16 protein-coding genes are annotated in these 23,166 nt (G+C 73.3%); 11 read left to right on the top strand and 5 right to left on the bottom strand.

What is annotated here, in order from left to right; all coding sequences use genetic code 11:
- Nucleotides 1–48: 48 nt before the first annotated feature.
- Complete coding sequence (locus VMF51_RS24880; protein WP_325477182.1) at nt 49–939, top strand: hypothetical protein; 891 nt, start codon at nt 49–51, stop codon at nt 937–939.
- Between the two features lie 47 nt (nt 940–986).
- Complete coding sequence (locus VMF51_RS24885; RefSeq protein ID WP_325477183.1) at nt 987–1,607, top strand: response regulator transcription factor; 621 nt, start codon at nt 987–989, stop codon at nt 1,605–1,607.
- Between the two features lie 2 nt (nt 1,608–1,609).
- Here VMF51_RS24885 and VMF51_RS24890 read toward each other — a convergent pair whose 3' ends face one another.
- From VMF51_RS24890 to VMF51_RS24905, 4 genes are all read right to left on the bottom strand, one after another.
- On the bottom strand, nt 1,610–1,960 hold the full coding sequence (locus tag VMF51_RS24890) for an arsenate reductase family protein (RefSeq protein ID WP_325477184.1): 351 nt from the start codon (nt 1,958–1,960) through the stop codon (nt 1,610–1,612).
- Nucleotides 1,961–2,088: 128 nt separating this feature from the next.
- The gene (locus tag VMF51_RS24895) at nt 2,089–2,475 is read right to left on the bottom strand and encodes a VOC family protein (protein ID WP_325477185.1); all 387 of its coding nucleotides are present in this window, start codon (nt 2,473–2,475) and stop codon (nt 2,089–2,091) included.
- Nucleotides 2,476–2,563: 88 nt separating this feature from the next.
- Nucleotides 2,564–3,562 carry a 5'-3' exonuclease gene (locus VMF51_RS24900; RefSeq protein ID WP_325477186.1) on the bottom strand — a complete coding sequence of 333 codons (999 nt, stop codon included), beginning with the start codon at nt 3,560–3,562 and terminating at the stop codon, nt 2,564–2,566.
- A gap of 34 nt (nt 3,563–3,596) precedes the next feature.
- The gene (locus VMF51_RS24905; RefSeq protein ID WP_325477187.1) at nt 3,597–4,934 is read right to left on the bottom strand and encodes a glycoside hydrolase domain-containing protein; all 1,338 of its coding nucleotides are present in this window, start codon (nt 4,932–4,934) and stop codon (nt 3,597–3,599) included.
- A gap of 140 nt (nt 4,935–5,074) precedes the next feature.
- On the opposite strand from VMF51_RS24905, the gene VMF51_RS24910 reads away from it, so the two are divergent.
- The 9 genes from VMF51_RS24910 (at nt 5,075) to VMF51_RS24950 (ending at nt 22,382) form a co-directional block, all read left to right on the top strand.
- On the top strand, nt 5,075–6,067 hold the full coding sequence (locus tag VMF51_RS24910; RefSeq protein WP_325477188.1) for an aldo/keto reductase: 993 nt from the start codon (nt 5,075–5,077) through the stop codon (nt 6,065–6,067).
- A gap of 106 nt (nt 6,068–6,173) precedes the next feature.
- Nucleotides 6,174–7,685 (top strand): DUF3375 domain-containing protein, encoded by a 1,512-nt coding sequence (locus VMF51_RS24915; protein WP_325477189.1) that lies wholly within the window; start codon nt 6,174–6,176, stop codon nt 7,683–7,685.
- On the top strand, nt 7,682–8,389 hold the full coding sequence (locus tag VMF51_RS24920; protein ID WP_325477190.1) for a DUF4194 domain-containing protein: 708 nt from the start codon (nt 7,682–7,684) through the stop codon (nt 8,387–8,389). The genes VMF51_RS24915 and VMF51_RS24920 overlap by 4 nt, the downstream gene beginning before the upstream one ends.
- A complete protein-coding gene (locus tag VMF51_RS24925; RefSeq protein ID WP_325477191.1) occupies nt 8,386–11,841 on the top strand; it encodes an ATP-binding protein in 3,456 nt (1,151 codons plus the stop codon). Before VMF51_RS24920 ends, VMF51_RS24925 begins: the two co-directional genes overlap by 4 nt.
- Before the next feature lie 58 nt (nt 11,842–11,899).
- Complete coding sequence (locus VMF51_RS24930) at nt 11,900–14,785, top strand: AfsR/SARP family transcriptional regulator (protein WP_325477192.1); 2,886 nt, start codon at nt 11,900–11,902, stop codon at nt 14,783–14,785.
- A 268-nt stretch (nt 14,786–15,053) separates the two neighbouring features.
- On the top strand, nt 15,054–19,448 hold the full coding sequence (locus VMF51_RS24935; RefSeq protein WP_325477193.1) for a family 78 glycoside hydrolase catalytic domain: 4,395 nt from the start codon (nt 15,054–15,056) through the stop codon (nt 19,446–19,448).
- Nucleotides 19,449–19,636: 188 nt separating this feature from the next.
- Nucleotides 19,637–20,149 carry a hypothetical protein gene (locus tag VMF51_RS24940; protein ID WP_325477194.1) on the top strand — a complete coding sequence of 171 codons (513 nt, stop codon included), beginning with the start codon at nt 19,637–19,639 and terminating at the stop codon, nt 20,147–20,149.
- On the top strand, nt 20,146–21,126 hold the full coding sequence (locus VMF51_RS24945) for an Ig-like domain-containing protein (protein WP_325477195.1): 981 nt from the start codon (nt 20,146–20,148) through the stop codon (nt 21,124–21,126). The genes VMF51_RS24940 and VMF51_RS24945 overlap by 4 nt, the downstream gene beginning before the upstream one ends.
- Before the next feature lie 65 nt (nt 21,127–21,191).
- Nucleotides 21,192–22,382 (top strand): 4-hydroxybenzoate 3-monooxygenase, encoded by a 1,191-nt coding sequence (locus tag VMF51_RS24950; RefSeq protein ID WP_325477196.1) that lies wholly within the window; start codon nt 21,192–21,194, stop codon nt 22,380–22,382.
- A gap of 127 nt (nt 22,383–22,509) precedes the next feature.
- Here VMF51_RS24950 and VMF51_RS24955 read toward each other — a convergent pair whose 3' ends face one another.
- Nucleotides 22,510–23,154 carry a dihydrofolate reductase family protein gene (locus tag VMF51_RS24955; RefSeq protein WP_325477197.1) on the bottom strand — a complete coding sequence of 215 codons (645 nt, stop codon included), beginning with the start codon at nt 23,152–23,154 and terminating at the stop codon, nt 22,510–22,512.
- Nucleotides 23,155–23,166: the final 12 nt, after the last annotated feature.

Raw genomic sequence — 23,166 nt, forward strand, 5'->3', positions numbered from 1 at the left:
ACCGCATCCCCCAGCGTCGGACAGTGGCGCGCTCTCGGAGGTCTTGTCATGAAGGTGGAGGTGGCCCGAGCGGCCAACCGCGCCAAGCGCGAGCTGATCCATCGGGTCCCGGCGGTACGACGCCGGGTCGACGAGCATCGGGCGTCGCTGGCTGACGACCATCGATCCCGGCTGCCGGATCTCGCGCCCGCCCATCGTCAGCTCGTCGACGACCTGCGCGGGAACGGCATGAGCGTGACGCGCTGGGACGCGATGGGGCTGCCCGGGGTCGACCCCCTCAAGCCGCTGCTGCTCCAGCTGAGCGGGCTGCTGGCGGACCGCTCGCCCGGCGGGTCGCACTCGGTGCTGCTCGGCCGGGACGAGATGCTCGAGGACGTCGCCCTGTGGCGGTGGGGACTGCAGTCGCAGGTCCTCGACCTGGTGGAGAACTACCTCGGTGTCCCGGTCCGCTACTACGGCCCCCTGGTGCACCGGGAGTGCAGCGACGGTCGCACCGTCGACACCCGCCAGTGGCACCGCGACATCGAGGACCACCGGATGCTGAAGATCCTGGTCTGGCTCAACGACGTCGATTCGGACGGTGGTCCGTTCACCTACGTCCCGCGGCCGCGCTCGACCTCCGCGGCGCGGGCGCTGCGCTACGTCGGCGGGTTCGTCGACGACGAGCGGTTCGCGGCCGCCGTACCCCGGGAGACGTGGCGGCAGGCCACCGGGCCGCGGTGGACCGCGGGCGTCCCGGACACCGCGCAGATCTTCCACCGGGCCGCGCCGCCCACCGCGCGGGACCGCTACTCGGTGACCTTCACCTGGATGACGAGGCGGCCCTTCACCACGATCGCGGCGGCTCCCTGGCGCCCCGACCAGGTCCGCCGGTGCGTCGCCGGACTGGATCCGCGGCAGCGTGCCTGCCTGCCGCCGGCGATGGTCCGGATGCGCTGAAAAAAAGGGGCCGTTTCTCCGCTCTGCCGCGGGGAAGGAGACCGGTCATGAGCACGTCCGTCGGGGTCGCGGTCTTCACTCCGCAGCCGATCGTCGCCCTGGGGATCGCCACGGTCCTCCAGCAGACTGACGGGCGGTTCGTCCCGGCGATCTTCGACATCGAGGGGGTCGAGCCCGACGTCGTCCTGTACGACGTCGCCTTCCTGGACCGCGGCGACACCTCGACCCTCGACATCCTGGTGAACAAGACCGCGGCCGTCGTCATGCTCGTCGGCACGACGCTGCGTCCCGATCTGACCGCCAAGGCGCTCGACCGCGGCGCCGACGGCTTCTTCGACCTCGACGCGCCGGTCGCCGAGGTCCTGGACGCGCTGGCCTCAGCCGCCACCGGCTGGGAGCCCGGCGATCCCGGCCCCAACCCCACGGTCGGCTCCAGCGCGGAGTCCCGCACCGACCTCACCTCGGGCAACGTCGGCCTCACCGAGCGCGAGCACGAGGTCCTCGCCCTGATCGCCCGCGGCATGTCCAACAAGGAGATCGCGGCCGAGATCCATCTCGGCGTCAACACCATCAAGACCTACATTCGGTCGGGCTACCACAAGATCGGCGCCACGAACCGGTCGACGGCCGTCGCCTGGGCCATCGACCACGGCCTGCCGTCCGACTGACGTCAGTCCAGCAGCCCGGCCAGCGTCTCCGGGTCGCGGGCGAGCACGGCCGTGCCGTCGTCCGCGGTGATGATCGGCCGCTGGATCAGCTGCGGGTGCTCGACCATCGCCTGCACCCACGCCTCGCGCGCCGCCGGGGTGCGCGGCAGCTCCTGCACGGCCGCAGCCTCGGGCTCGCCGGTGCGGACGATCTGCCACGGCTCCAGGTCGAGGCGCGCCAGCACCTCAGCGAGCTCGGCGCGGGTCGGCGGCTCGTCGAGGTAGCGCCGGACGGTGTACTCCACCCCCGCCTCGTCGAGCGCCGCCGTCGCGGTCCGGCACTTCGAGCAGGCGGGGTTGATCCAGATCTCCATGGCGACACCTCTTCAGACGGCCGGGCGCAGATTCCCCGGAGAACCGGGGAATCTGGATGTTCTCAGTCGAGATTCTGCCTGAGAACGTCAAGGATCGGCTGACAGGCTCGCCAGGGTACGCCGGGCGATCAGCCGGTCGTCGCGTCGTCGAGGCACATGATGTTGCCCTCGCTGTCCTTGAACCAGGCCGCGTGGCCCATGCCCTCCATCTCCGCGACGTCGCCGTCCCAGGTGACGCCGGGCATGTCGTAGTGCTCGAAGGTCAGTCCCTTCGCCTTCAGGTCGCGCACCTCGTCGGCCACGTTGCCGACGTGCCACTGCGCGATCGTGTGGCCGGCCCGGCCGGCGTACTCGGTCTGGTAGAGGAAGAACGTCGTCCCGCCGCCGGTGGTGTAGACGAGCCCGCCGGGGTTCTCGTCGGCAGGGGTGAGGCCGAGGGTGTCGGCGTAGAAGCTCCGGGCCCGGTCGAGATCGGAAACCGGAACGTTCGCGGTGACCATGCTGTCGTTCAACATCGGTGCTCCTTACGGTCGGGAAGTGCCCGAGCCGCTTCCTGGCCACGGTAACCCCGCTCGAGGTCCCAGGCCGAGGGGTCCGACGGGGTCAGCCCTCGGAGGCCGGCGGCTCGGTGAGCACGCGGAGCGCGAGGTCGGTGGTGGCGCCGACGCCGAGGAAGTCGACGACGCGCGAGACCCGGCTGCGCTCGAGGGGGAGCAGGCCGGGGGAGCCGGGTACGTCGGGGGTCAGGCCCAGCTCGAGCTCGGTCTGCCCGGCCATGATCGAGACGTTGAAGTCGTAGCGCTCCCGTGCCCCGGGCGCGGTCAGCCGCTTCAGCAGGGTGCCGCCCATCCGCCGGGCACCGGTCTCGGCGCACCACGAGTCGACGGTGGCGACCAGGTTCTCCCCGTCGCAGTGCTCGATGTCGGACCAGACGGCCTGCATCGAGCCCATCAGGTCGAGCAGCACGGGGGCGGTCTTCTCACCGATGCCCGCGACGCCGGGGAGGTTGTCGCTCGCGTCGCCGCGCAGCGCGGCGAACTCCAGGTAGCGCGCCGCGTCGACGCCGTACATCGTGCGCAGCCGGCGCTCGTCGAGCAGCGGGGAGCCGCCGATCCCGCCGTCGATGACCCGCAGCACCCGGGTGTGGGCGCTGATGTTGGCGAAGGAGTCCCGGTCGGAGGTGACGATCACGCAGTCCCAGCCCTCGCGCCCGGCCCAGGCCGCGGCCGAGGCGTTGACGTCGTCGGCCTCGAGACCCGGCGGGGTGACCGTGCGGAACCCCAGCGCGTCGAGCAGCGCGGCCGCGCGCTCGAGCTGCTCGACGAGGGTCGCGTCCTTGACGGCACGGCCCGCCTTGTAGCCGGGGTAGAGACCCTCGCGCACCGACGTCGCCCGGTCGTCGAGCCCGAACAACAGCGCGTCCGGCGCGAACTGGTCGATCGCCTCCAGGATCTGCCGCAGCATGCCGTGCAGCGCCCACGCGGGCCGGCCGGTCCGGTCGCGCAGGTCGGTGTGCGCGCGGGCGTGGTGGTTGCGGTGCAGCAGCGAGGGCGCGTCGACGGTGAGCAGCAGGCGGCGGGCGCGCGGCGGTGGGGTCTGCATGGGCGCGCCCAGACTAGCCGGGACGGAGCCGCGCTCAGCCGCCTGCCTGCAGCCGCTGCCAGGTCTGGATCGTGACGTTGCCGGTGCGCTCGAGCCGCTCCCGCTTCTGGAACCGCGCGACCGCCTTGCTCGTCCGCGGGCTCATCAGGCCGTCGACGCGGATCCGGATGCCGAGGGCAGCACCGAGCGCGCGCTGCACGCGGCGTACGGGATCGCCGGTCGAGCCGACCTTCAGCAGCGGCCGCGAGCCGCGCGAGACCAGGGCCACCCAGGTCCGGCGGTCCAGCCGTCCCGTCACGCGTACGTCGAGCCGGCGCTGCGCCTTGCGCACCGCCTTCACCGTGCCGGCGTCGTAGCGGCCGCTGGGCTTGGCCCGGGTGAAGCGCTGCTTGCGCAGCTGGCACTGCGCCGCCTTGACCGCGGCACCGCGCGAGCCCTTGCGCAGGGTGGGGTAGCGGCGCAGGTCGACGGCGACGCCCGGGCACATCCGGCGGGTCGGGGAGCCCACGGACCCGCGGCCGACGTCGACCCAGTTCAGGTCGATCTTCATCGAGGCGCCGGCGTAGGTCCTCACCGTGTCGAGGTCGTACTGGTGGATCCGCGCGTGCTTGTCCCACCGGCGGCTCTGCACCCGGTGGTCGGTGCGGGTGTCGGCGCGGCCGTTCTCCCAGGCGAACCAGATGTCGTCGGGCATGGCGTACGAGCCGGGGGAGAGCCGGTCGGCGACGTCGAGGGAGTTGATCGCGGCGCCGATGTTGGAGTAGACGCCGGACCTGAAGCCGAGCGCGTGCAGTTGCTTGGTCCAGCCGGAGAGGAAGGACAGCGCCGCCTGGCGGCAGTCGTCCGGGGCGAGGTCGTAGTCCTCGAGGTCGTAGTAGAGGGTGCTGCCCGTGCGGATCGCCAGCGACTTGGCCGCCGCGACGGACGACCGGGCCTCGGCCCGCCCCTGGTCCTCGGCGGTCTTCTTGTTCAGGGACATCTCGATCGGGTAGTCCCGCTTCGCACAGCTGGCCTGCGGCCCGACGTGGATCGGGAGCAGGTGCCAGCCGCGGCGGGCCTGGGTCCGCACCCAGTCGGCGGTGAGCTGGTCCTGGGGGCAGGTCCGGAGGCTGCCGCTGATGTAGATGCCGACCGCGGAGTACGGCGAGGCCTGCCGCCACGCGTCCATCACCTGCTGGCTCGGCGCCGAGCACGCGTCGAAGCCGTATCCGGTGAACGAGCCCGGGACCCGGACGGTCGAGGCCGCACGGGGTGCCTGCCCGGTGACCTGCTCGGTGGCTGGCTGATCGGCCTGGGCGGGGACGCTCAGGGTCGCGATCGACAGCGCGGCCGCGCTGGCGAGCACCGCGAGGCGGGTCAGGACGTGCGGCATCGGGTTCCTCTCGTCGTGCCCGAGACGGGCGAGGGCGTCCGGCGAGGTTAACCGAACCCGCGGACACCCGGCGGCGAACCGGTGGGGCACCACTACGGTCGTGCTCGGCATCGACGGCCACCGACAGCAAGGAGAGCAGCATGCACAAGCGCACCCTCGGCACGTCCGGGCTGGAGGTGTCGACGCTCGGTCTCGGCTGCATGGGCATGAGCTACGGGCTCGGTCCGGCCGGTGACCACGACGAGATGGTCCGGGTGATGCGCGATGCCGTCGACCTCGGTGTGACCTTCTTCGACACCGCGGAGGTCTACGGGCCGTGGGTCAACGAGGAGCTGGTCGGGGCGGCGCTCGCGCCGGTGCGCGACCAGGTGGTGATCGCCACCAAGTTCGGCTTCGCGTTCGACGCCGACGGCAGGCAGACCGGCCTGTCCAGCCGGCCCGAGCACATCCGGCAGGTGGCCGACGCCTCCCTGCGCCGGCTCGGCGGCGAGGCCATCGACCTCTTCTACCAGCACCGCGTCGACCCGGACGTCCCGATCGAGGAGGTCGCCGGTGCCGTCGGCGAGCTGATCTCGGCCGGCAAGGTACGCCACTTCGGCCTCTCCGAGGCGGGTCCGGGCACGATCCGCCGCGCGCACGCCGTGCAGCCGGTGACCGCCCTGCAGAGCGAGTACTCCCTGTTCTGGCGCGAGCCCGAGGAGTCGGTGCTCCCGACGCTCGAGGAGCTCGGGATCGGCTTCGTGCCCTTCAGTCCGCTCGGGCGCGGCTTCCTCACCGGCACCATCGACTCCAGTACGACGTTCGCGGCCGACGACATCCGCAGCTCGATCCCGCGGTTCCAGGCCGAGGCCATCGACGCCAACCGAGCGCTCGTCGACCTGCTCGAGCGGATCGCGACGCGGTACGACGCCACCACCGGCCAGGTCGCGCTCGCGTGGCTGCTGGCGCAGCGTCCGTGGATCGTGCCGATCCCGGGCACCCGTCGTACCTCCCGGCTGCAGGAGAACGTCGGCGCCGCCGCGCTCGAGCTCACCGCGGCCGACCTCGCCGAGATCCAGGAGGCCGGCGCGGCGATCGTCGTGCAGGGCGAGCGCTACAACGCGGCGATGCAGGCGACGATCGACCGCTCCTGACCGGAACGGAGCCGGCGGACCCCGGGGCACCGGGGCCGTCGGCGGCCTCTGTCATGCTTGCCCATCGTTCGACACGACGTCGGGAGTGCAGGGAGACGGAGCAGGGATGGGCGAGATCGCCGGGGAGCTGGCCCGCGTCAAGGGCGCCTTCGCCCAGCCGACGCTGACCCTCTTGCACCAGCGGCAGGCCGCGGTGGTCATCACCATCTTCCGGGCCGCCTTCGGCCGCAACAACAAGCCGATCCCCACGGCGCGGTTGCACACCCAGGTCGAGGAGCACCTCGCCGGGATCCGGCTGGCTGGCGAGACCGAGGTGCCGACCGGCAGCGGTCGCGACATCTGCCACCGCTGGATGCGCGGGCAGTGGCTGGTGCGCTCGCTCGACGAGACCGGCAACGAGGTCTACTCGCTGACCTCCCACGCGCAGCAGGCGCTGGAGCTGGTCAAGAACCTCGCCCGCGACCGGGCCACGCTGAGCGAGCACCGGATCGCGACGATCCTGGGCAGCGTGCGGCGGTTCAACGCCGAGGCCAACCCGGACCGCACCTCGCGGGTCACCATCCTCAACGCGGAGATCGCGCGGCTGCAGGCCGAGCGGGACCGGCTCGTCGACGGCGCGGAGCTGGTCAGCGCGACCGAGGACTACATGCTGGAGGGCTTCACCGAGCTGCTCTCGCTGATCTCGGCGCTGCCCAGCGACTTCGCCCGGGTCGAGGAGCGGTTCGCCACGATCCGCGGAGAGATCCTGGCCGCCTTCCGGGCCGAGGACCGGCCGGCCGGTGAGGTGATCGACGACTACCTCGCCCGGGCCGACGCGCTGATGACGGCGACCCAGGAGGGGCGGGCGTTCGAGGGCGCCTTCGCGCTGCTGCGCGACGACGCGCTGGTCACCCAGCTCCGCGAGGACCTCACCGCACTGCTGGACCACCCGATCTCCGACCGGATCCTCAGCGACGCCGACCGGTCCGAGCTGCAGGGCACGGTCCGGCTGGTGCGTGACGGGCTCGACCGGGTGCTCGCCCAGCGTTCGCGGGTGACGGCGACGCTGAAGGAGTACATCGTCTCCCACGACGCCGCCAGCGACCGCGAGCTGGAGCAGACCCTGCGCCAGGTCGAGTCGCAGCTGATGGCCTGGATGGCGACGACCGGCCCGCGCGCGACCCACGACGTACCCCTGCTGCCGGCGCGTGCCGGCGTCGACCACCTGCGCGAGCGCTTCTACGACCCGGCCGACGACGTGCTCCCCGAGCGGATCACGGCGGCCGATCCCGACGACGCCCCCGAGGTGTCGCTCAGCGCCCTGATGGCGCAGGGCGGCCCCCGGCTGAACTCCCTGCGCGAGCGGCTCGACGAGGCGCTGGCCTCGCTGCGGCCGGTGGCCTCGCTGGGCGAGCTCTTCGAGCAGCTCGAGCCGTCGCTGCGGCGGCCGGTCGAGATCCTCGGCCTGCTGCACCTCGCCGCCGACCGCGACTGGACGACCGAGGACGACCTCGACACCTTCTCGGCTGTGCGCCACGACGGGTCGCGGCGTACCTTCGCCGTTCCGCGCACGCCGCTGCCCGACCCCGACCGACCCGCCGCCGCACGCACCGCCCAGCACGAGAGGGAGACCCGATGAGCGTCGACACCGACACCGACACCGATCTCGACCTCGGGGACGAGCTCCTCGACGAGGGCTCGGTCTCGCTCTTCGAGGGCGACGAGGGTGGGCTCGAGTACTCCCAGCGCCGGACGCTGGTCGCGCTGCTCAAGCAGCGCTTCATCAGCGCCCGCACGCACCCGCGCGACTGGCCGGTCCTGGTCGAGCACGAGCGGGTGCTGCGCTCGCGCCTCAACGACCTCTTCCTCGACCTGGCGATCGACCGCGAGCGCGAGGTCGCCTGGAAGCGCCAGGCGCTCTCCGAGACCGGCGCACGCTTCCCGACCCTGCTGTACGACGCCGCGTGGTCGCGCGAGGAGACGCTGGTGCTCGTCCACCTGCGCGACCGGCTGCGCGCCGGGCAGTCCGGGGGCGACGCGCGGGTGTTCGTCGACCGCGAGGACATCGTCGACTACGTCGCGAGCTTCCGGCCGCCGCACGCGACCGACGAGGCCGGCGACGAGAAGCGCGCCCGCAACGCCGTGGTCAGCATCGTGAAGTCGGGACTGCTCATCGGCGCGGCGAGCGACGACCGCTACGAGATCAGCGGCGCCGTCGAGCCGCTGCTGCCGCTCGAGCTGCTCCAGGAGCTGCTGGAGTCGCTGCAGCGCGTCAACGGCGCCGAGGCGCCGCCCGAGCCCGAGGACGAGGACCTGTTCGAGGACGGGGAGGACGAGCGATGAGCGTCGACGAGACCGAGCAGGTCGGCGACGGCCTCTTCGAGCAGCAGGACGTCGTCACGCCGAAGGACGACACCGTGCAGTGGCGGGCCGCGCTGCTGCAGCTGGTCAACTGGGGCGGCTTCGGCGGCCTGACCACCGTCCCGCTGCGCGGCGACACGACGATGATCTCCGGCGCCTCGGGGGTCGGGAAGAGCACCATCCTCGACGCCTACACCGCGCTGATGATGCCGTCGGACACCAAGTTCAACGGCGCGTCCAACGACGCCGTGGCCGGCCGCGCCCGCGGCGTCGGCCAGCGCAACCTGCTGTCGTACCTGCGCGGCGCCGTCGACGTCGTCGACGACCCGCGCACCGGACGCCCGGTCGAGAAGCTGCTGCGTGGCAGGGGCGCGGACACCTGGGGCGCCGTGGCGATGACCTTCGTCAACGACCAGGGTGGCCGGTTCACCGTGCTGCGCACCTACTACGTCCCGCGCCGGGCCGTCCGGTCGAGCGACGTGCAGATGCAGCTGGCCACCCACGAGGGGGCGCTCGCGCTCGACAGCCTCGAGGTCGCCGTCCCCGAGCGCTTCCACGCCAACACGCTGAAGAAGCTCTACCCCGGCATCCGGGTGCACCGCACGTACGCCGAGTTCTCCGCCGTCCTGCACGCGCGGCTCGGCATCGGCGCCAACGGCGACGGCGCCAAGGCGCTCCGGCTGCTCGCCCGGATCCAGGCCGGGAACCAGGTCCGCAGCGTCGACGAGCTCTACAAGGACATGGTGCTGGAGCGGCCGTCGACGTACGCCGCCGCGGATCGGGCCGTCGAGCACTTCGACGACCTCGACACGGCGTACTCCGCGATGCGCGTCGAGGAGCAGAAGCTGGAGCTGCTCGACCCGATCACCGACCTGCACGAGCGCCGGCTCACCGCCGCGCGCCGGCTCACCGAGCTCGACTCGTACGGCGTGACCCGCTCCGGCGACACGCCCCTGCGGCGCTGGCTGCTGCGGGCGCACCTGCGGCTGCTCGAGGGGGCCGTGGACGCCAACCGCGACGCCCGGAAGACGACCGGCGAGGAGCTGACCCGCGCCGGCTCCGCCGAGGCCGCCCTGCTGGCCGACCTGGAGGCGGCCAAGGAGGCCCACCGGGCCGCGGGCGGCTCCACGCTGCAGTCGTTGGGGCTGTCCCTGGAGCAGGAGGCGGTCCTGCGCGAGGACCGGCTGGGTCGCTGCACGGCGCTGCGCGAGCGGCTGCTGCCGCTGATCGAGGTGGCCGACGCCGACGCGGGGAGCCTCGATGGGGCGCTCGGTTCCGTGGAGGAGTTCGCGGCGCTCCAGCAGCGCGCCCGCACGTGGCTCGAGGGGTGGCGCCTGGAGCACGAGCGGCTCGGCGAGGAGCGGGACGGGGTCCGCGACCAGCGCTTCCCGATCCAGCAGCGGCAGAGCGAACTGCGCCGCGAGCGGGCCTCGCTGGAGGACCGTGCCGGCCGGATGCCCGCGCGGATGCACGAGCTGCGGGCCGAGGTCGCGAAGGCGAGCGGGCTGGACGTCGCGGAGCTGCCGTTCGTCGCCGAGCTGATCGACGTCGCGCCCGAGGAGGCGCGCTGGCGCACGGCGATCGAGACGGTCCTGGGCGGCACGGCGCGGCTGATGCTGGTGCCGATCGACCGCCTGGAGGCGTTCTCCGCCGCGATCGACGGGCTGCACCTGCGCGGCCGGCTGACCTTCGAGGGCGTCGAGCTGGACCTGCCCGACCGCGGACCCGGCGACCCGGAGCGGATCGCCGGCAAGCTGCTCTTCAAGGACTCGCCGTTCTCCGGCTGGGTGCAGGACCACGTCGAGGACCCGGCCCGCAACGCGCTGTGCGTCGAGTCGTCGGCCGGGCTGACGGGCTCGGGGCTGCGGGTGACGCTGGCGGGTCAGACCCGCAGCGGCCGCCGCGGTGCCCACGGGCGCAACGACGCCCGCAGCATCATCGGCTTCTCGAACGCCGACGCCATCGCCGAGATCGACGCGGAGCTGGCCGCGCTGGAGGGCGACCTGGTCCGGGTCGACGGCCTGGTCGCCGAGCAGGACCGGCGACTGCGGGTGCTGGAGCAGTCGCGGACGGCGTACGAAGCAGTGGCGACCGCGCGCTTCGACGACCTCGACGTCTCGGGCAGCGACCGGCGGATCGCCGAGCTGGAGCGCCGGCGTACCGAGATCCTCACCGCCGACGACCAGCTGCAGGTGCTCCAGGGACAGGTCGAGCAGCTCACCGAGGAGCTGGAGCAGACCCGCCGCACCCGGTTCGGGCTGGAGCGACGCCAGCACGAGCTGAGCGAGAGCCACGCCGAGCTGATCGACTCCGAGGACCTGGTCAAGGACCGGCTGGAGGAGATGGAGCGGGTCGGCGCGGTCGAGTTGACCGAGGCGCAGGACGCCGCGTTGGGCGTGGAGTTCGCCGCGGCCGCCGACCCCGCCGACCCCGCCGACCTGGACCGCTTCCACGAGACCTCCCAGCGGCTCGCCGAGCGGCTGCGCGGCGCGGTCGCCGACGCCGAGACGGAGACCCGGCGCGTCGAGGACGAGCTCGCCGCGATCTTCCGGCTCTACAAGGCCCAGTGGGACTCGCCCAACCTCGGCGCGACGGCGGAGTCGTACCCCGACTACGCGCGGATCCTCGACGAGATCCGCGGCAAGGGTCTGGCCGAGCGGCGCTCTGAGTGGCGCCGCCGGCTCACCGAGTGGAGCGGCCAGGACCTGGTGCCCCTGGTCGGCGCGATGGCCGCGTCGATCGAGGAGATCGAGGACCGGCTGGAGCCGATCAACGCGATCCTGCGGCGCCTGGAGTTCGGCGCCGCCCGCGACCGGCTGCGGATCCGGCTGCGCCGGCTGACCCCGGCCCACGTCCAGGTCTTCATGCGGGACCTGCGGGCGTTGTCGGCCGGATCGTCCGCGGAACTGGGCGACGCCGAGCTCGAGAAGCGGTTCACCGAGCTCAGCCGGTTCATGGTGCAGCTGCGCAAGCCCAGCCAGGCGGGGGAGGCCGGCGCGGCCGCCACCGACCGGGACCGGCTGCTCGACGTACGCCGCCACGTGGAGATCAGCGCGGAGCGCTACGACCACACGACCGGCGAGCTGCGAGCGACGTACCGCACCCTGGGGGAGAAGAGCGGCGGCGAGAGCCAGGAGCTGGTCGCGTTCATCGTCGGCTCGGCGCTGCGCTTCCGGCTCGGCGACGAGACCCGGTCGCGGCCGCGCTTCGCCCCGGTCTTCCTCGACGAGGGCTTCGTGAAAGCCGACTCCGAGTTCGCCGGCCGGGCCGTCCAGGCCTGGAAGGGGCTGGGCTTCCAGCTGATCATCGGGGTGCCGCTCGACAAGGTGACGGGGCTGGAGCCGCACATGGACGAGCTGCTCGCGATCACCAAGAACAGCGCCACGCACCAGTCGTGGATCACCCCGATCACCCCGACCGAGGCGCCCGCCTGAGTCCGGCCCGCACGAAAACCGGGTTGACGGGGCGGCCGAGGTCCTAGGCTGACGCGCGATGATCAAGGTGCTCGGCCCGCTGGAGGTCCTCGGGGACGGCGCTCCCGTCGAGCTGGGGTCGCCCCGGCACCGGGAGGTGCTGGCCGCGCTCGTGGTCGACGCGGGGCGGGTCGTCTCGACCGACGCGATCCTCGACCGGGTGTGGGGCGACGCGGGTCGAGGCGGCAACCTGACCAACCTGCACGGCGTGATCTCCCGGCTGCGCGGAAGGCTGCGCGAGAGCGGGACCGACGTCGAGGTGGCCACCGTCCCGCCGGGCTACCGGCTCGACGTACCGCCCGGCGGCCTGGACGCCACGACCTTCCTCGACCTGCTCGCCGCCGCGCGAGCCGGACGTACGGCGGGCGAGCTGGTGTCTGCGCGCGAGCAGGTCGGCCGCGGGCTCGAGCTGTGGCGCGGGCCGGCGTACGCCGACATCGCCCAGCCGTTCGCGCAGGCCGACGCGGCCCGGCTCGACGGCCAGCGGCTCGCCGCGCTCGAGCTCGCGGCGGATCTCGACCTGGCGCTCGGCCGCCACGAGGAGGTCACCCAGCAGCTGCCCGCGCTCGTCGCCGAGCACCCGCTGCGCGAGTCGCTGCGCGGCCACCTGATCCTCGCGCTCTACCGCAGCGGCCGGCAGAGCGACGCGCTCGCGCAGTACGACGACGTACGCCGGCAGCTCGCCGACGAGCTCGGCCTGGACCCGGGGCCGCAGCTGCGCCGGCTGCACCAGCGGATCCTGGAGCAGGACCAGGAGCTGCTGGTGGTGCCGGAGGCCTCGTCGGTCCCGGCGCCGGCCGTGGCCGTTCGGGCGACGCCGCCCGTGGCCGACGTCCAGGCGCCGCCGGACCTGCGCTCCGACGTGGTGCCGCCCAGCAGCCCGCTGCTCGGGCGCGAGCAGGAGGTCGACTACGTCCGGTCGCTGCTGGAGGGCTCCAGCCAGCGCCTGGTGACGCTCACCGGGCTCGGCGGCGTGGGCAAGACCCGGCTGGCGTTCGCGGTCGCCCAGGCCAGCCGGAGCTCCTACCGTGACGGCGTCGTGGTCGTGTCGCTCGCGCCGGTCGGCGAGCCCGACTCGGTGCTGCCGGAGGTGGCGCGAGCCCTCGGGCTCGCGGGCGTCGAGGCCGTCGACGCCGGTGCGGCCGTGACCGAGCACCTCCGCTCACGCGAGCTGCTCCTGGTCCTCGACAACCTCGAGCACCTGCTGCCCGCCGCCGCGTCGCTGAGCCGGCTGGTCGCCTCCTGTCCCGAGCTCACCGTGCTGGTCACCAGCCGCACGGTGCTCCGGGTCCGGGGCGAGGTGCAGTACCAGGTGCCGCCGCTGCCGCTGCCCGACCCCGACGAGTCCGACCCGGTGGTCCTGGCCCGCTCGGCGGCGGTCGCCCTGTTCGTCGAGCGCGCGGCGTCGGCGGTGGCGGGCTACCGGCTCGACGGGCTGGACGCGGCCAACGCGGCGGCGATCGGCGCGATCTGCCGGCGGCTCGCCGGCCTGCCGCTGGCCATCGAGCTCGCGGCGGCGCGGGTGCGGCTGATGCCTCCGGCGACGATGCTCGCGCGGCTCGACCAGGTGATGGCGGCCGACGGCGCCCGCGACCTGCCCCGTCGCCAGCGCACGATGCGGGCGGCGATCACCTGGAGCTACGACCTGCTGGCGCCGGGGGAGCAGCAGCTCTTCCGCCGGCTGTCGGTGTTCTCCGGCGGTTTCACGCTCGAGGCCGCGGAGGGCGTCGCGGGGGACCTGCCCGCGCTGAGCACGCTCGAGGCGCTCGTCGAGCACTCGCTGGTGCTGCCCGACGCCGACCATCCCGACGTCGCGCGGTTCCGGATGCTCGAGCCCATCGCGCAGTACGCCGACGCGCTGCTCCTCGGCGAGGAGCGGCTCGCGGCCCGGGCCGCCCACCGGGCGCACTTCCGGGCGCTGGCCGGCCAGCTCGAGCCGTCGTACCGCGGACCGGGCACGATCGCCGCGCTCGCGGTGACCGGGCGCGAGCACGCCAACTTCGTGGCCGCGATGGAGAGCGGCCTCGCCGACGGCGACGCCGACCTGTCCGGCTGGCTGGCCTGGGACCTGTGGCTGTTCTGGTGGCTGAGGGGTGCGCTGCTCGAGGGGCGACGGCTCAGCGGCGCCATCCTCGCCGGCGAGATCACCGACGAGGTGCGCACCCGGGTGCTCGCGGTGCAGGGGGCGATGACGTTCGCCCAGGGCGACCTCCGCGCCGCCCGTGAGGCGTGGACGGCGGGGGACCGGCTGGGTGAGAGCTCCGGAGACGGCGTGGGCCGGGCTCACAACCGCGGCGGGATGGGGTTGGTGGCGCTGGGCGAGGGCGACCTCGACGGTGCCGCGAGTGCCTTCGAGAAGACCATCGCGCTCTGCGAGGAGGTCGGGTCCGGCCGCGAGTGGATGTGGACGCTCAGCCAGGTGTGGCTCGGCACCGTCTCGCTGCTGCAGGGCGACACCGCCCGGGCGAGCAGCCAGGTCGAGCTCGCGCTGGACGCCGCCCGCGAGCGCCGCGACCCCCTCGCCGTCTACATCACGCTGTTCACCGCCGCCCAGATCGCACTCTCCGTCGGCGACCCCGCCACGGCTCGCCGCCAGGTGGAGGAGGGCGTCCGGCTCAGCATCGACACCGGCGACATGGCCAACCTCGCCTACTTCCTCGAGACCCTCGCCGTCGTCGAATCGCTCGACGGCGCCCACCACCGGGTCGCCGTCCTCCAGGGCGCCGCCGCCCGGCTGCGCGCGACCGTCGGCGCCAACGTCTACGGCTACTACAAGCCCGACGAGGCGCTGCTGGCCGGCGCCTTCGAGCAGGCCCGCGCCGGGCTCGGCGACGCGGCGTACGACGCCGCGGTGCGTGAGGGGCAGGAGCTCTCGCTGGACGACGTGGTGGCGCTCGCGCTCTGAGGGGGTAGGGCCGGTCGTCCCGGTCGTCGCAGGTTCATCACGGTATGTCGACCAGTTGTCGCTTCCCACGGCGTACCCACCGTGGGAGGTGCCGGCTCGTCTGCATACCGTGATGAACCTGCGGCGCGGCCGGCCCCACCCTGGCCGGTTCCGGCCCCCACCACCCCGGAGGCCGAGACCACTCTTGCCGTCTAAAGACGTCTCCTTGTAACGTCCGTCACTCTCTCGGCTTGAATCGATTCACTCTCCTCACGAGAACGGTTCCCCTGTGACGCGCACATCGACGCTCCTTGCCCCGGTCCTGACCCTCGCCCTGCTCTGGCCAGCCGGCGCCCCCGCCACGGCGGCACCGCTGGACGACCCGACACCCGCCGTCGGTACGGCGGCCGGATCCATCACCATCGCCGACCTGCGTGTCGAGCACACGGTCCGGCCACTCGGGATCGACGTGCCGCGGCCGCGTTTCTCCTGGGCGACGCAGACCGCCGCCCGCGGGGTGGCCCAGGTCGGCTACCGCCTCGTGGTCGCGACCTCCGCCGGCGCCGCCGCGTCCGGTGAGGGCGACGTCTGGGACAGCGGCCCGGTCGCCTCGGAGGCCTCCACCGAGATCGCGTACGACGGCCCGGAGCTCGAGCCGTCGACCCGCTATCACTGGGCGGTCCAGGTGCGCACGGAGGCCGGGTCGGCCGGGACGTGGAGCGAGCCGTCCTGGTTCGAGACGGGGCTGGGTCCGGACGGCTGGTCCGACTCGCAGTGGCTCTCCACCCCCGTGGCGGACGACGAGGAGCCGCTCGACCTCGGCGGCGCCCGCTGGGTGTGGCACCCCGAGTCCGTGAGCGCACCGACCGCACCCGCCGGTCAGCGCTTCTTCCGCGTGGACCTCGCGCCCGAGGAGGGCCGCACCGCCGAGTCGGCACAGGTCGTCATCACCGCGGACGACGGCTACCGGCTGTTCGTCAACGGCGACCTCGTCGGCGCGAGCCCCGACGCCGCGCACACCTGGATGGGTGCGCAGCGCTTCGAGGTCCCGCTCACGGGCGAGGACGACGTCCTGGCCGTCGAGGCCCGCAACTCGTGGGAGGCCGTTGGCAACCAGGTCCCGTCACCGGCCGGGGTGCTCGCCAAGATCCGCATCCGCCACACCGACGGCACCTCGGTCGTCCGTCGTACCGCGGGCGACGCGGGCTGGCGGTCGTCGGCGACCGGGCCGGCCGGCTGGGCGACGTCCGGGTACGACGACTCCGCCTGGACGCCGGTCCGCGAGCACGCGACGTACGGGTCCGGGCCGTGGGGCAACGGCGTGACCCTGCCGCCGAGCACCGACCTGCAGGCGTCCCTCTCGGAGGCGTCGTGGATCTGGTACGCCGACGGCATGGCGCCCAAGGCCCCCGAGGGCACCCGGCACTTCCGTCGGGACGTCGAGGTCGACGCGGAGCGCACCCTCACCGAGGCGGTGCTGGTGATGACGGCGGACGATCGTTTCACCGCGTACGTCAACGGCGAGATGGTCGGCCGTTCGGCCAACTCCCCGGAGGCCTGGCGGCAGGCCGAGGTCGTCCCGCTGCCGAACCTGGAGCCCGGCCGGAACACCGTCGCCGTGGAGGCCGTCAACCGGCAGTTCGCCCACGGTGGCGACTCGCCCGCCGGTCTGCTGGGCTACGTCCGGCTGACCTACGACGACGGCCACGTGTCGCTCGTGCCGACCGACGCGTCGTGGCGCAGCAGCAAGTCCGCCCCCGAGGGCTGGCAGTCCCCTGGCCTCGACGACAGCGACTGGACCCCGGCCGTCGTGCACGCGGCGTACGGCTCGGGTGACTGGGGCTCCAACGTCGTCGTGGTCGAGCGCACCGCCGCACCGGTGCTGCGCCGCCAGTTCGACGTCGATGCGGGCGTCACGAGTGCCCGGCTGTACGTCGCCGGCGCCGGCCTGGTCGACGCCCGCCTGAACGGCGCCCCCGTCGCCGACGAGGTGCTCTCGGTCAGCAACACCGACTACGAGGAGACGGTCCACTACGTCACCCACGACGTGACCGACCAGGTCGCGGAGGGGGCCAACGCCCTCACCTTCGAGCTCGGCCGCGGCTTCTACTCGATGACGACCTCGAACTCCTGGGGCTGGGACCGGGCGCCGTGGCACCAGGACGACCCCGCCGTCCGCGCCCTGCTGCGCGTCACGTACGCCGACGGCCGGGTCGAGGAGATCGGCACGAACCCCGCCCAGTGGCGGGTGACCACCGGCGCGACGACGTACGACTCGCTCTACGAGGGCGACTTCTACGACGCCCGACGCGAGCCGGTCGGCGCCGACGAGGCCGGGTACGACGACAGCGGCTGGGACCGTCCCGGCGCGGTCGCCGGCCCGGTCGGCGACCTCGTCGCCCGGACCCAGCCGCCGATCCGGGTCACCGAGACCCTGGCGCCCACGGCGATCACGGAGCCGGCTCCCGGCGTCTTCGTCGCGGCCTTCCCGCGGCAGGTGGCCGGATGGGCGCGCATCCGCGTGACCGGTACGGCGGGCGACGAGGTCCAGCTCCGCTACGGCGAGCGGCTGCTCGAGGACGGGCGCGTGAACAGCTCCACAGGCTTCACCGGCGGTGACTTCCAGACCGACCGCTACATCCTGGCCGGGCGTCCCGGCGGCGAGACCTGGGAGCCGAAGTTCTCCTACAAGGGCTTCCGGTTCGTGGAGATCACCGGCTGGCCGGGCGAGGCCCCGACCGTCGACGACATCGAGGCCCGGCTGGTGCACACCGACGTCGGGACGACCTCGACGTTCGCCAGCTCCGAGCCGCTGTTCGACCGCATCCACCAGGGGGCGGTGGTCACGATGCTCAACAACCTGCACCACATCCCGACCGACACCCCGACGTACGAGAAGAACGGCTGGACGGGCGACGCCCAGCTGGGGGCGCAGATGTTCCTGCGCAACTTCGACAGCCACACCCTGATGACCAAGTGGCTCGACGACGTCAGCGACTCGCGGCACGAGGACGGCCGGCCGGCGCTGATCGCCCCCGACCCGAGCTGGGACTGGGGCGTCAACATGCAGTCGCCGACCTGGCACGCGGCGTACGTGCTCATCCCGTGGTGGGTCTACGAGGAGACCGGTGACCGGCGGGTCGTCGAGCGGCACTACGAGGGCATCGTCGACTACCTCCGGCTGGAGCACCGCACGGCGGTGGGGCACATCTCCTCGACGGGCCTCGGCGACTACATGTCGCCCGACCAGGTCGGCAACCCGCCCGAGGACATGCGGGTCTCGGCGACGGCGTACGTCTACGAGATGAGCCAGGTCGCGGCCCGGATGGCCGACCTCCTGGACCGTCCCGCGGACGCCGAGGAGATGCGCGCCGAGGCGGCGCGGATCCGGACCGCCTTCAACGCGACCTACTACGACGCCGAGGAGGGGGTCTACCGGGACGCCCAGGCCGGCTACCGGCAGACCCACAACGTGCTGGCGCTGCAGTTCGGCCTGGTGCCGGACGGCGACGAGCAGCGGGTGGCGGACAACCTGGCCCGCGACATCAGCGAGAACCGGGACGACCACCTGTGGACCGGCGTCCTCGGGACGAAGTACCTGCTCCCGCTGCTCACCGAGTACGGCCACGGCGACCTCGCCTACCGCGTGGCGACCCAGACCGACTACCCGAGCTGGGGCCGCTGGTTCGAGTCGGCGGAGGGCTCGACGAGCACCTGGGAGGCGTGGGACGACTACCGGTCGCGCAACCACTACTTCCTGGGGACGATCGAGGACTGGTTCTTCGAGGACCTCGCCGGGATCACGCCCACCGCGCCGGGCTACCGCACGATCTCGATCGCGCCGGCCACGGTGGGCGGGCTCACCCGCGCGGAGGGCTCCGTGCGGACCCCGCTCGGCCGGGTGTCGTCGAGCTGGACGCTGCAGGGCGAGCGGTTCGCGCTCGACGTGGAGGTGCCCGCCGGCGCCACGGCCACGGTCTCGGTGCCGCACGCCGAGGGCCAGGTCGTCACGGCCCCGGCCGGTGCCGAGCCGCTCGACACCACGGACGGCCGCACGTCGTACCGGGTCGGGTCGGGCGCGTGGTCGTTCGTCGCCGACGAGCCGGCGCCGGGCGTGGTGGACTCGACCACCTCGGTGACCGCTCCGGCCTCGGTCCGCAAGGGCGAGCCGCTGTCCGTGGGGGTCCGGGTGGACGCCTCCGGTGCCACGCCGACCGGCCGGGTGGAGCTGTGGGCGGACAGCCGTCGGCTGGCGTCGTCGACGCTGGCGGCCGGCCGTACGACGTTCCGGGTCGCCTCCCGCGAGCTGCCGGTCGGGGTGCGCGCCCTGCGCGCCGTGTACGCCGGCGACGCCCGGGTCCGCACCAGCCAGGCGAGCAAGCCGGTCCGGGTCCTCCGGGCGACCTCCCGGACGCGGGCCGGCGCCCGCAAGGCCGTCCGGCGCGGGCAGCCGCTCGTCGTCACGACGCGGGTCCGGGCCACCGGCCTGACGCCCACGGGCCGCGTGGTCCTGACCGTCGGGGGCCGCCGGGTCGGCGTCGCGCGGGTGACCGGCGCGGCCGCCAAGGTGCGGGTCCGCTCCGCTCGGCTGCCGCTCGGGAAGGTCCGGGTGCGGGTCCACTACCGCGGCTCGGTCGACGTCCTGCCCAGCAGCACCCGGGTGGTGGTGCGGGTCCGCCGGTGAGCTGAGGGGGTGGTCGCCCGGCTGCCCCAGGCTCATCACGGTATGTCGACCAGTTGTCGCTTCCCACGGCGTACCCACCGTGGGAGGTGCCGGCTCGTCTGCATACCGTGATGAACCCGCAGCCGCCCCACAAGCGCCCCCAAGCCGACCACAGGCGACCTGCAAGGGCGGCGGCCGAGGGTGGCTCCATGACCGAGAGAACAGCGCCCTGGCTCCCAGCCGACTGGGCCCACCCCACCCATGTCCCGCTGTCCGGCGGGCACCACCTGCGCCCGATCCGGGCGAACGACGTCGACCTCGACCTGCCCGCGGTCGTCGGCTCCCGCGATCGGCTGTGGTCGATCTACGGCGCCGCCTGGGGCTGGCCGCCGGCCGACCTGACCCGGGACCAGGACCTCGCCGACCTGGCCCGCCACGAGGCCGAGATCGCGGCCCACGAGTCCTTCAACTACGCCCTCTTCGACGCCGACGAGACCGTCCTGCTCGGCTGCTTGTACGTCGACCCGCCCGAGCGACTGGGGGCGGACGCCGAGGTGTCGTGGTGGGTCGTGGACCGGCTCGTCGGCACCGAGCTCGAGCGCGAGCTCGACGAGTTCGTGCCCCGCTGGATCGCCCAGGACTGGCCGCTGGCCAGCCCGCGGTACGTCGGCCGCGACCTGTCCTGGGACGCCTGGGTCTCGCTGCCGGAGGTGACCCGATGAGGCGCCTCGCGCTGTCGCTGCTCGCGATCCTGCTCGCCGGCGGCGGGCTGTCGGCGGCCACGACCCCCGTCGCCTCCGCCGCCCCCGAGTGGCAGGACGGCAAGTACGACGCCGACACGATCATGGACTGCCAGCTGGAGCGGCCGAACACCGGCGTCTCCGCCAACGTGGGCTGGCTCTCGCCGACCGGCCAGGTCCCCAAGGTTGGCCAGACCTTCTACGTCCGCGGGTATGCCGGCCTCGTCGGCATGCCGTGCAGCGGCGGCGTGACGATCATCCCCAAGCTGGTGCTCCCGAAGGGCCTCGAGTTCGCCGACGGCGACTACAAGTGGGACGTCCAGGCGGAGGGCGAGGCGCAGGACATGCGCGTGCGCCCGTTCACCTACGACGAGGTCCCCGAGGGCGTGCTGATCGGCGACGAGAACGGCGACCCGTTCGAGGTCCGGCAGGGCGGCATCTTCGAGTTCCAGTTCCCGGTGCGCGCCACCCGCGCGATGAAGGGCAACGCGACCCGGGCGCCGGAGTGCCGGCTGCGCCGGGACGGGGACGGCCCGTGCCCGCTCGCCGAGTCCGGCGACCACTTCCAGGTCGGCTTCACGGTCAGCGGCCACGGCGGCGACAAGTACTTCGTCACGCCGTACGTCCCGATCTTCACCGCGGGCGCGAGCAACCCGGGTGGTCCCGGTCAGCCCGGTCAGCCCGGGAAGGTCGGATCACGGACGACGGCCACCTTCCAGGTCCTGAAGGGTCGCCGGATCCGGGCCACGGTGAAGGTGAGCAGCTCGGTCGCCGCCACCGGGCGCGTGGTCGTGCTCGACAAGGGCAAGCCGGTCGCCCGGGGCGTGCTGAAGCGCGGCCGGGCGGTCGTCAAGCTGCCGCGGCTGCGTCCCGGCAGGCACCAGCTGGTCGCCAAGTACGCCGGATCCGCCCGGGTGAAGGCGTCCGCCTCCCGGGCGAAGGCGATCCGGCTCCGCTGACCCTGCTTCCGGTGGGTGGAAGTCGGGCGTGGTGATCGGCACGACCGCCGACCCACAATCCCGGAATGCCTCCCACGTCTCACCGCACGCAGGTCGCCATCGTCGGTGCCGGCCCGGCCGGGCTCATGCTCTCCCACCTCCTGGCCCGGGCCGGCATCGACTCGATCGCGGTCGACCTGCGCTCGCGGCGCGAGATCGAGGAGACCCACCGGGCCGGCATCCTCGAGCAGGGCTCGGTCGACCTCTTGGTCGACACGGGCGTCTCGGACCGGGTGCACCGCGACGGCTACCGGCACGAGGGCATCGAGCTGGCGTTCGGCGGCGGGGGCCACCGCATCGACTTCGCGGGACTCGTCGGGGCGGCGGCCCAGCTCTACCCGCAGACCGACGTGTTCGTCGACCTCGCCGACGCACGCGCCCGCGACGGCGGCGACGTCCGCTTCGGGGTCACCGACGTCGAGGTCGACGACCTGCTCGACAGCACGCCGGTGCTCCGCTTCACCGACGAGGCGGGGGAGCGCCACGAGGTCCGCGCCGACTTCCTGGTCGGTGCCGACGGCTCGCGGAGCGTGTGCCGCCGCCAGGTCCCGGAGGCCGAGCGGCGGCAGTACTTCCGCGAGTACCCCTTCGCCTGGTTCGGGATCCTCGTCGAGGCGCCGATGAGTGCGCCCGAGCTGATCTACAACCACTCGCCACACGGCTTCGCGCTGATCAGCCAGCGCACCGAGAGCCTGCAGCGGATGTACTTCCAGTGCGACCCGGCCGACGACGTCGCCGACTGGTCCGACGACCGGATCTGGGAGGAGCTGCAGGCCCGGGTCGGCGCCAACGGCTACACGCTGAAGGAGGGGCCGATCACCTCGCGCTCGGTGCTGCCGTTCCGCAGCTTCGTCCAGGAGCCGATGCATCACGGCCGCCTGGTGCTCGCCGGCGACGCCGCGCACACCGTGCCGCCGACCGGGGCCAAGGGCCTCAACCTCGCGCTCGCCGACGTCCGGGTGCTCGCCGAGGAGCTGGAGCGTGCCGTCGCCACGGGCAGCACCGACCCGCTCGCGACGTACGGCGAGCGCGCGCTGGCCCGGGTCTGGAAGGCGCAGCACTTCTCCTACTGGATGACCACGATGCTGCACACGCTGCCCGACGCGACGCCGTTCGACGTACGCCGCCAGGAGGGCGAGCTCGCCGCGGTGACCGGCTCGACCGCCGGGTCGACGTACCTCGCCGAGGCCTACACCGGCTGGCCTGGTCAGGACTGAGTAACGGGGGTCGACTCCGAGGCGTTCGCGCGCGACCATGGCCGCAGGGCCCGACCGCGCGCGAGGCCGAGCCCGACCCGGTCGGCCCTCGGCGGAGGCGGTCCCCCCTTCCGTCGAGGGTCCTTGTTCACGCCCGCCAGAACAGGTGGTGCACCACGCCGCTCGGGCTAGGGACGACGTCGCGCTGGTAGCGGTCCAGCAGCTCGTCGGGCGAGGTCCACAGCCGCGAGCCGGCGCCGAGCTCCACGGGGGCGACGGCGACGTGCAGGGTGTCGATGAGTCCGGCGTCGAGGAACTGCCGGATCGTGTCGGCACCGCCGCCGAGTCGGACGTCCTTGCCGTCGGCGGCCTCCAGGGCGCGCTCGAGCACCTGCTCGGGAGTGCCGGAGACGAAGTGGAAGGTCGTGTCGGACAGCGTGAACGACGGACGCGGGTGGTGGGTCATCACGAAGACCGGCGTGTGGAACGGCGGCTCCTCGCCCCACCAGCCGCGCCACTCCTCGTCGGGCCAGGGTCCACGGACCGGGCCGAACTTGTTGCGGCCCATGATCTCGGCGCCGATGTTGCGGTGGAAGTCGCGCACCAGGTAGTCGTCCAGGCCGCGGCTGCCCCCGGGCTCGGTCCGGTTCGGCCAGCTGTCGGTCGCCCCGGCCCAGGCCATGAACGCCATCGGGTCGGCGTCCCCGAAGGGACGTTCCAGGCTCTGGCCGACGCCGGCGGCGTAGCCGTCGCTCGAGACGCCGAAGTTGTGCACGCGGACCAGCTGGGTCACGGTCGTCGCTCC

The sequence above is a fragment of the Nocardioides sp. genome (assembly GCF_035503875.1).
Lineage (GTDB): Bacteria > Actinomycetota > Actinomycetes > Propionibacteriales > Nocardioidaceae > Nocardioides.

Coding starts and splice junctions, on each gene's coding strand:
- VMF51_RS24880 (WP_325477182.1), top strand. CDS start 49: ATGAAGGTGGAGGTGGCCCGAGCGGCCAACCGCGCCAAGCGCGAGCTG.
- VMF51_RS24885 (WP_325477183.1), top strand. CDS start 987: ATGAGCACGTCCGTCGGGGTCGCGGTCTTCACTCCGCAGCCGATCGTC.
- VMF51_RS24890 (WP_325477184.1), bottom strand. CDS start 1,960: ATGGAGATCTGGATCAACCCCGCCTGCTCGAAGTGCCGGACCGCGACG.
- VMF51_RS24895 (WP_325477185.1), bottom strand. CDS start 2,475: ATGTTGAACGACAGCATGGTCACCGCGAACGTTCCGGTTTCCGATCTC.
- VMF51_RS24900 (WP_325477186.1), bottom strand. CDS start 3,562: ATGCAGACCCCACCGCCGCGCGCCCGCCGCCTGCTGCTCACCGTCGAC.
- VMF51_RS24905 (WP_325477187.1), bottom strand. CDS start 4,934: ATGCCGCACGTCCTGACCCGCCTCGCGGTGCTCGCCAGCGCGGCCGCG.
- VMF51_RS24910 (WP_325477188.1), top strand. CDS start 5,075: ATGCACAAGCGCACCCTCGGCACGTCCGGGCTGGAGGTGTCGACGCTC.
- VMF51_RS24915 (WP_325477189.1), top strand. CDS start 6,174: ATGGGCGAGATCGCCGGGGAGCTGGCCCGCGTCAAGGGCGCCTTCGCC.
- VMF51_RS24920 (WP_325477190.1), top strand. CDS start 7,682: ATGAGCGTCGACACCGACACCGACACCGATCTCGACCTCGGGGACGAG.
- VMF51_RS24925 (WP_325477191.1), top strand. CDS start 8,386: ATGAGCGTCGACGAGACCGAGCAGGTCGGCGACGGCCTCTTCGAGCAG.
- VMF51_RS24930 (WP_325477192.1), top strand. CDS start 11,900: ATGATCAAGGTGCTCGGCCCGCTGGAGGTCCTCGGGGACGGCGCTCCC.
- VMF51_RS24940 (WP_325477194.1), top strand. CDS start 19,637: ATGACCGAGAGAACAGCGCCCTGGCTCCCAGCCGACTGGGCCCACCCC.
- VMF51_RS24945 (WP_325477195.1), top strand. CDS start 20,146: ATGAGGCGCCTCGCGCTGTCGCTGCTCGCGATCCTGCTCGCCGGCGGC.
- VMF51_RS24950 (WP_325477196.1), top strand. CDS start 21,192: ATGCCTCCCACGTCTCACCGCACGCAGGTCGCCATCGTCGGTGCCGGC.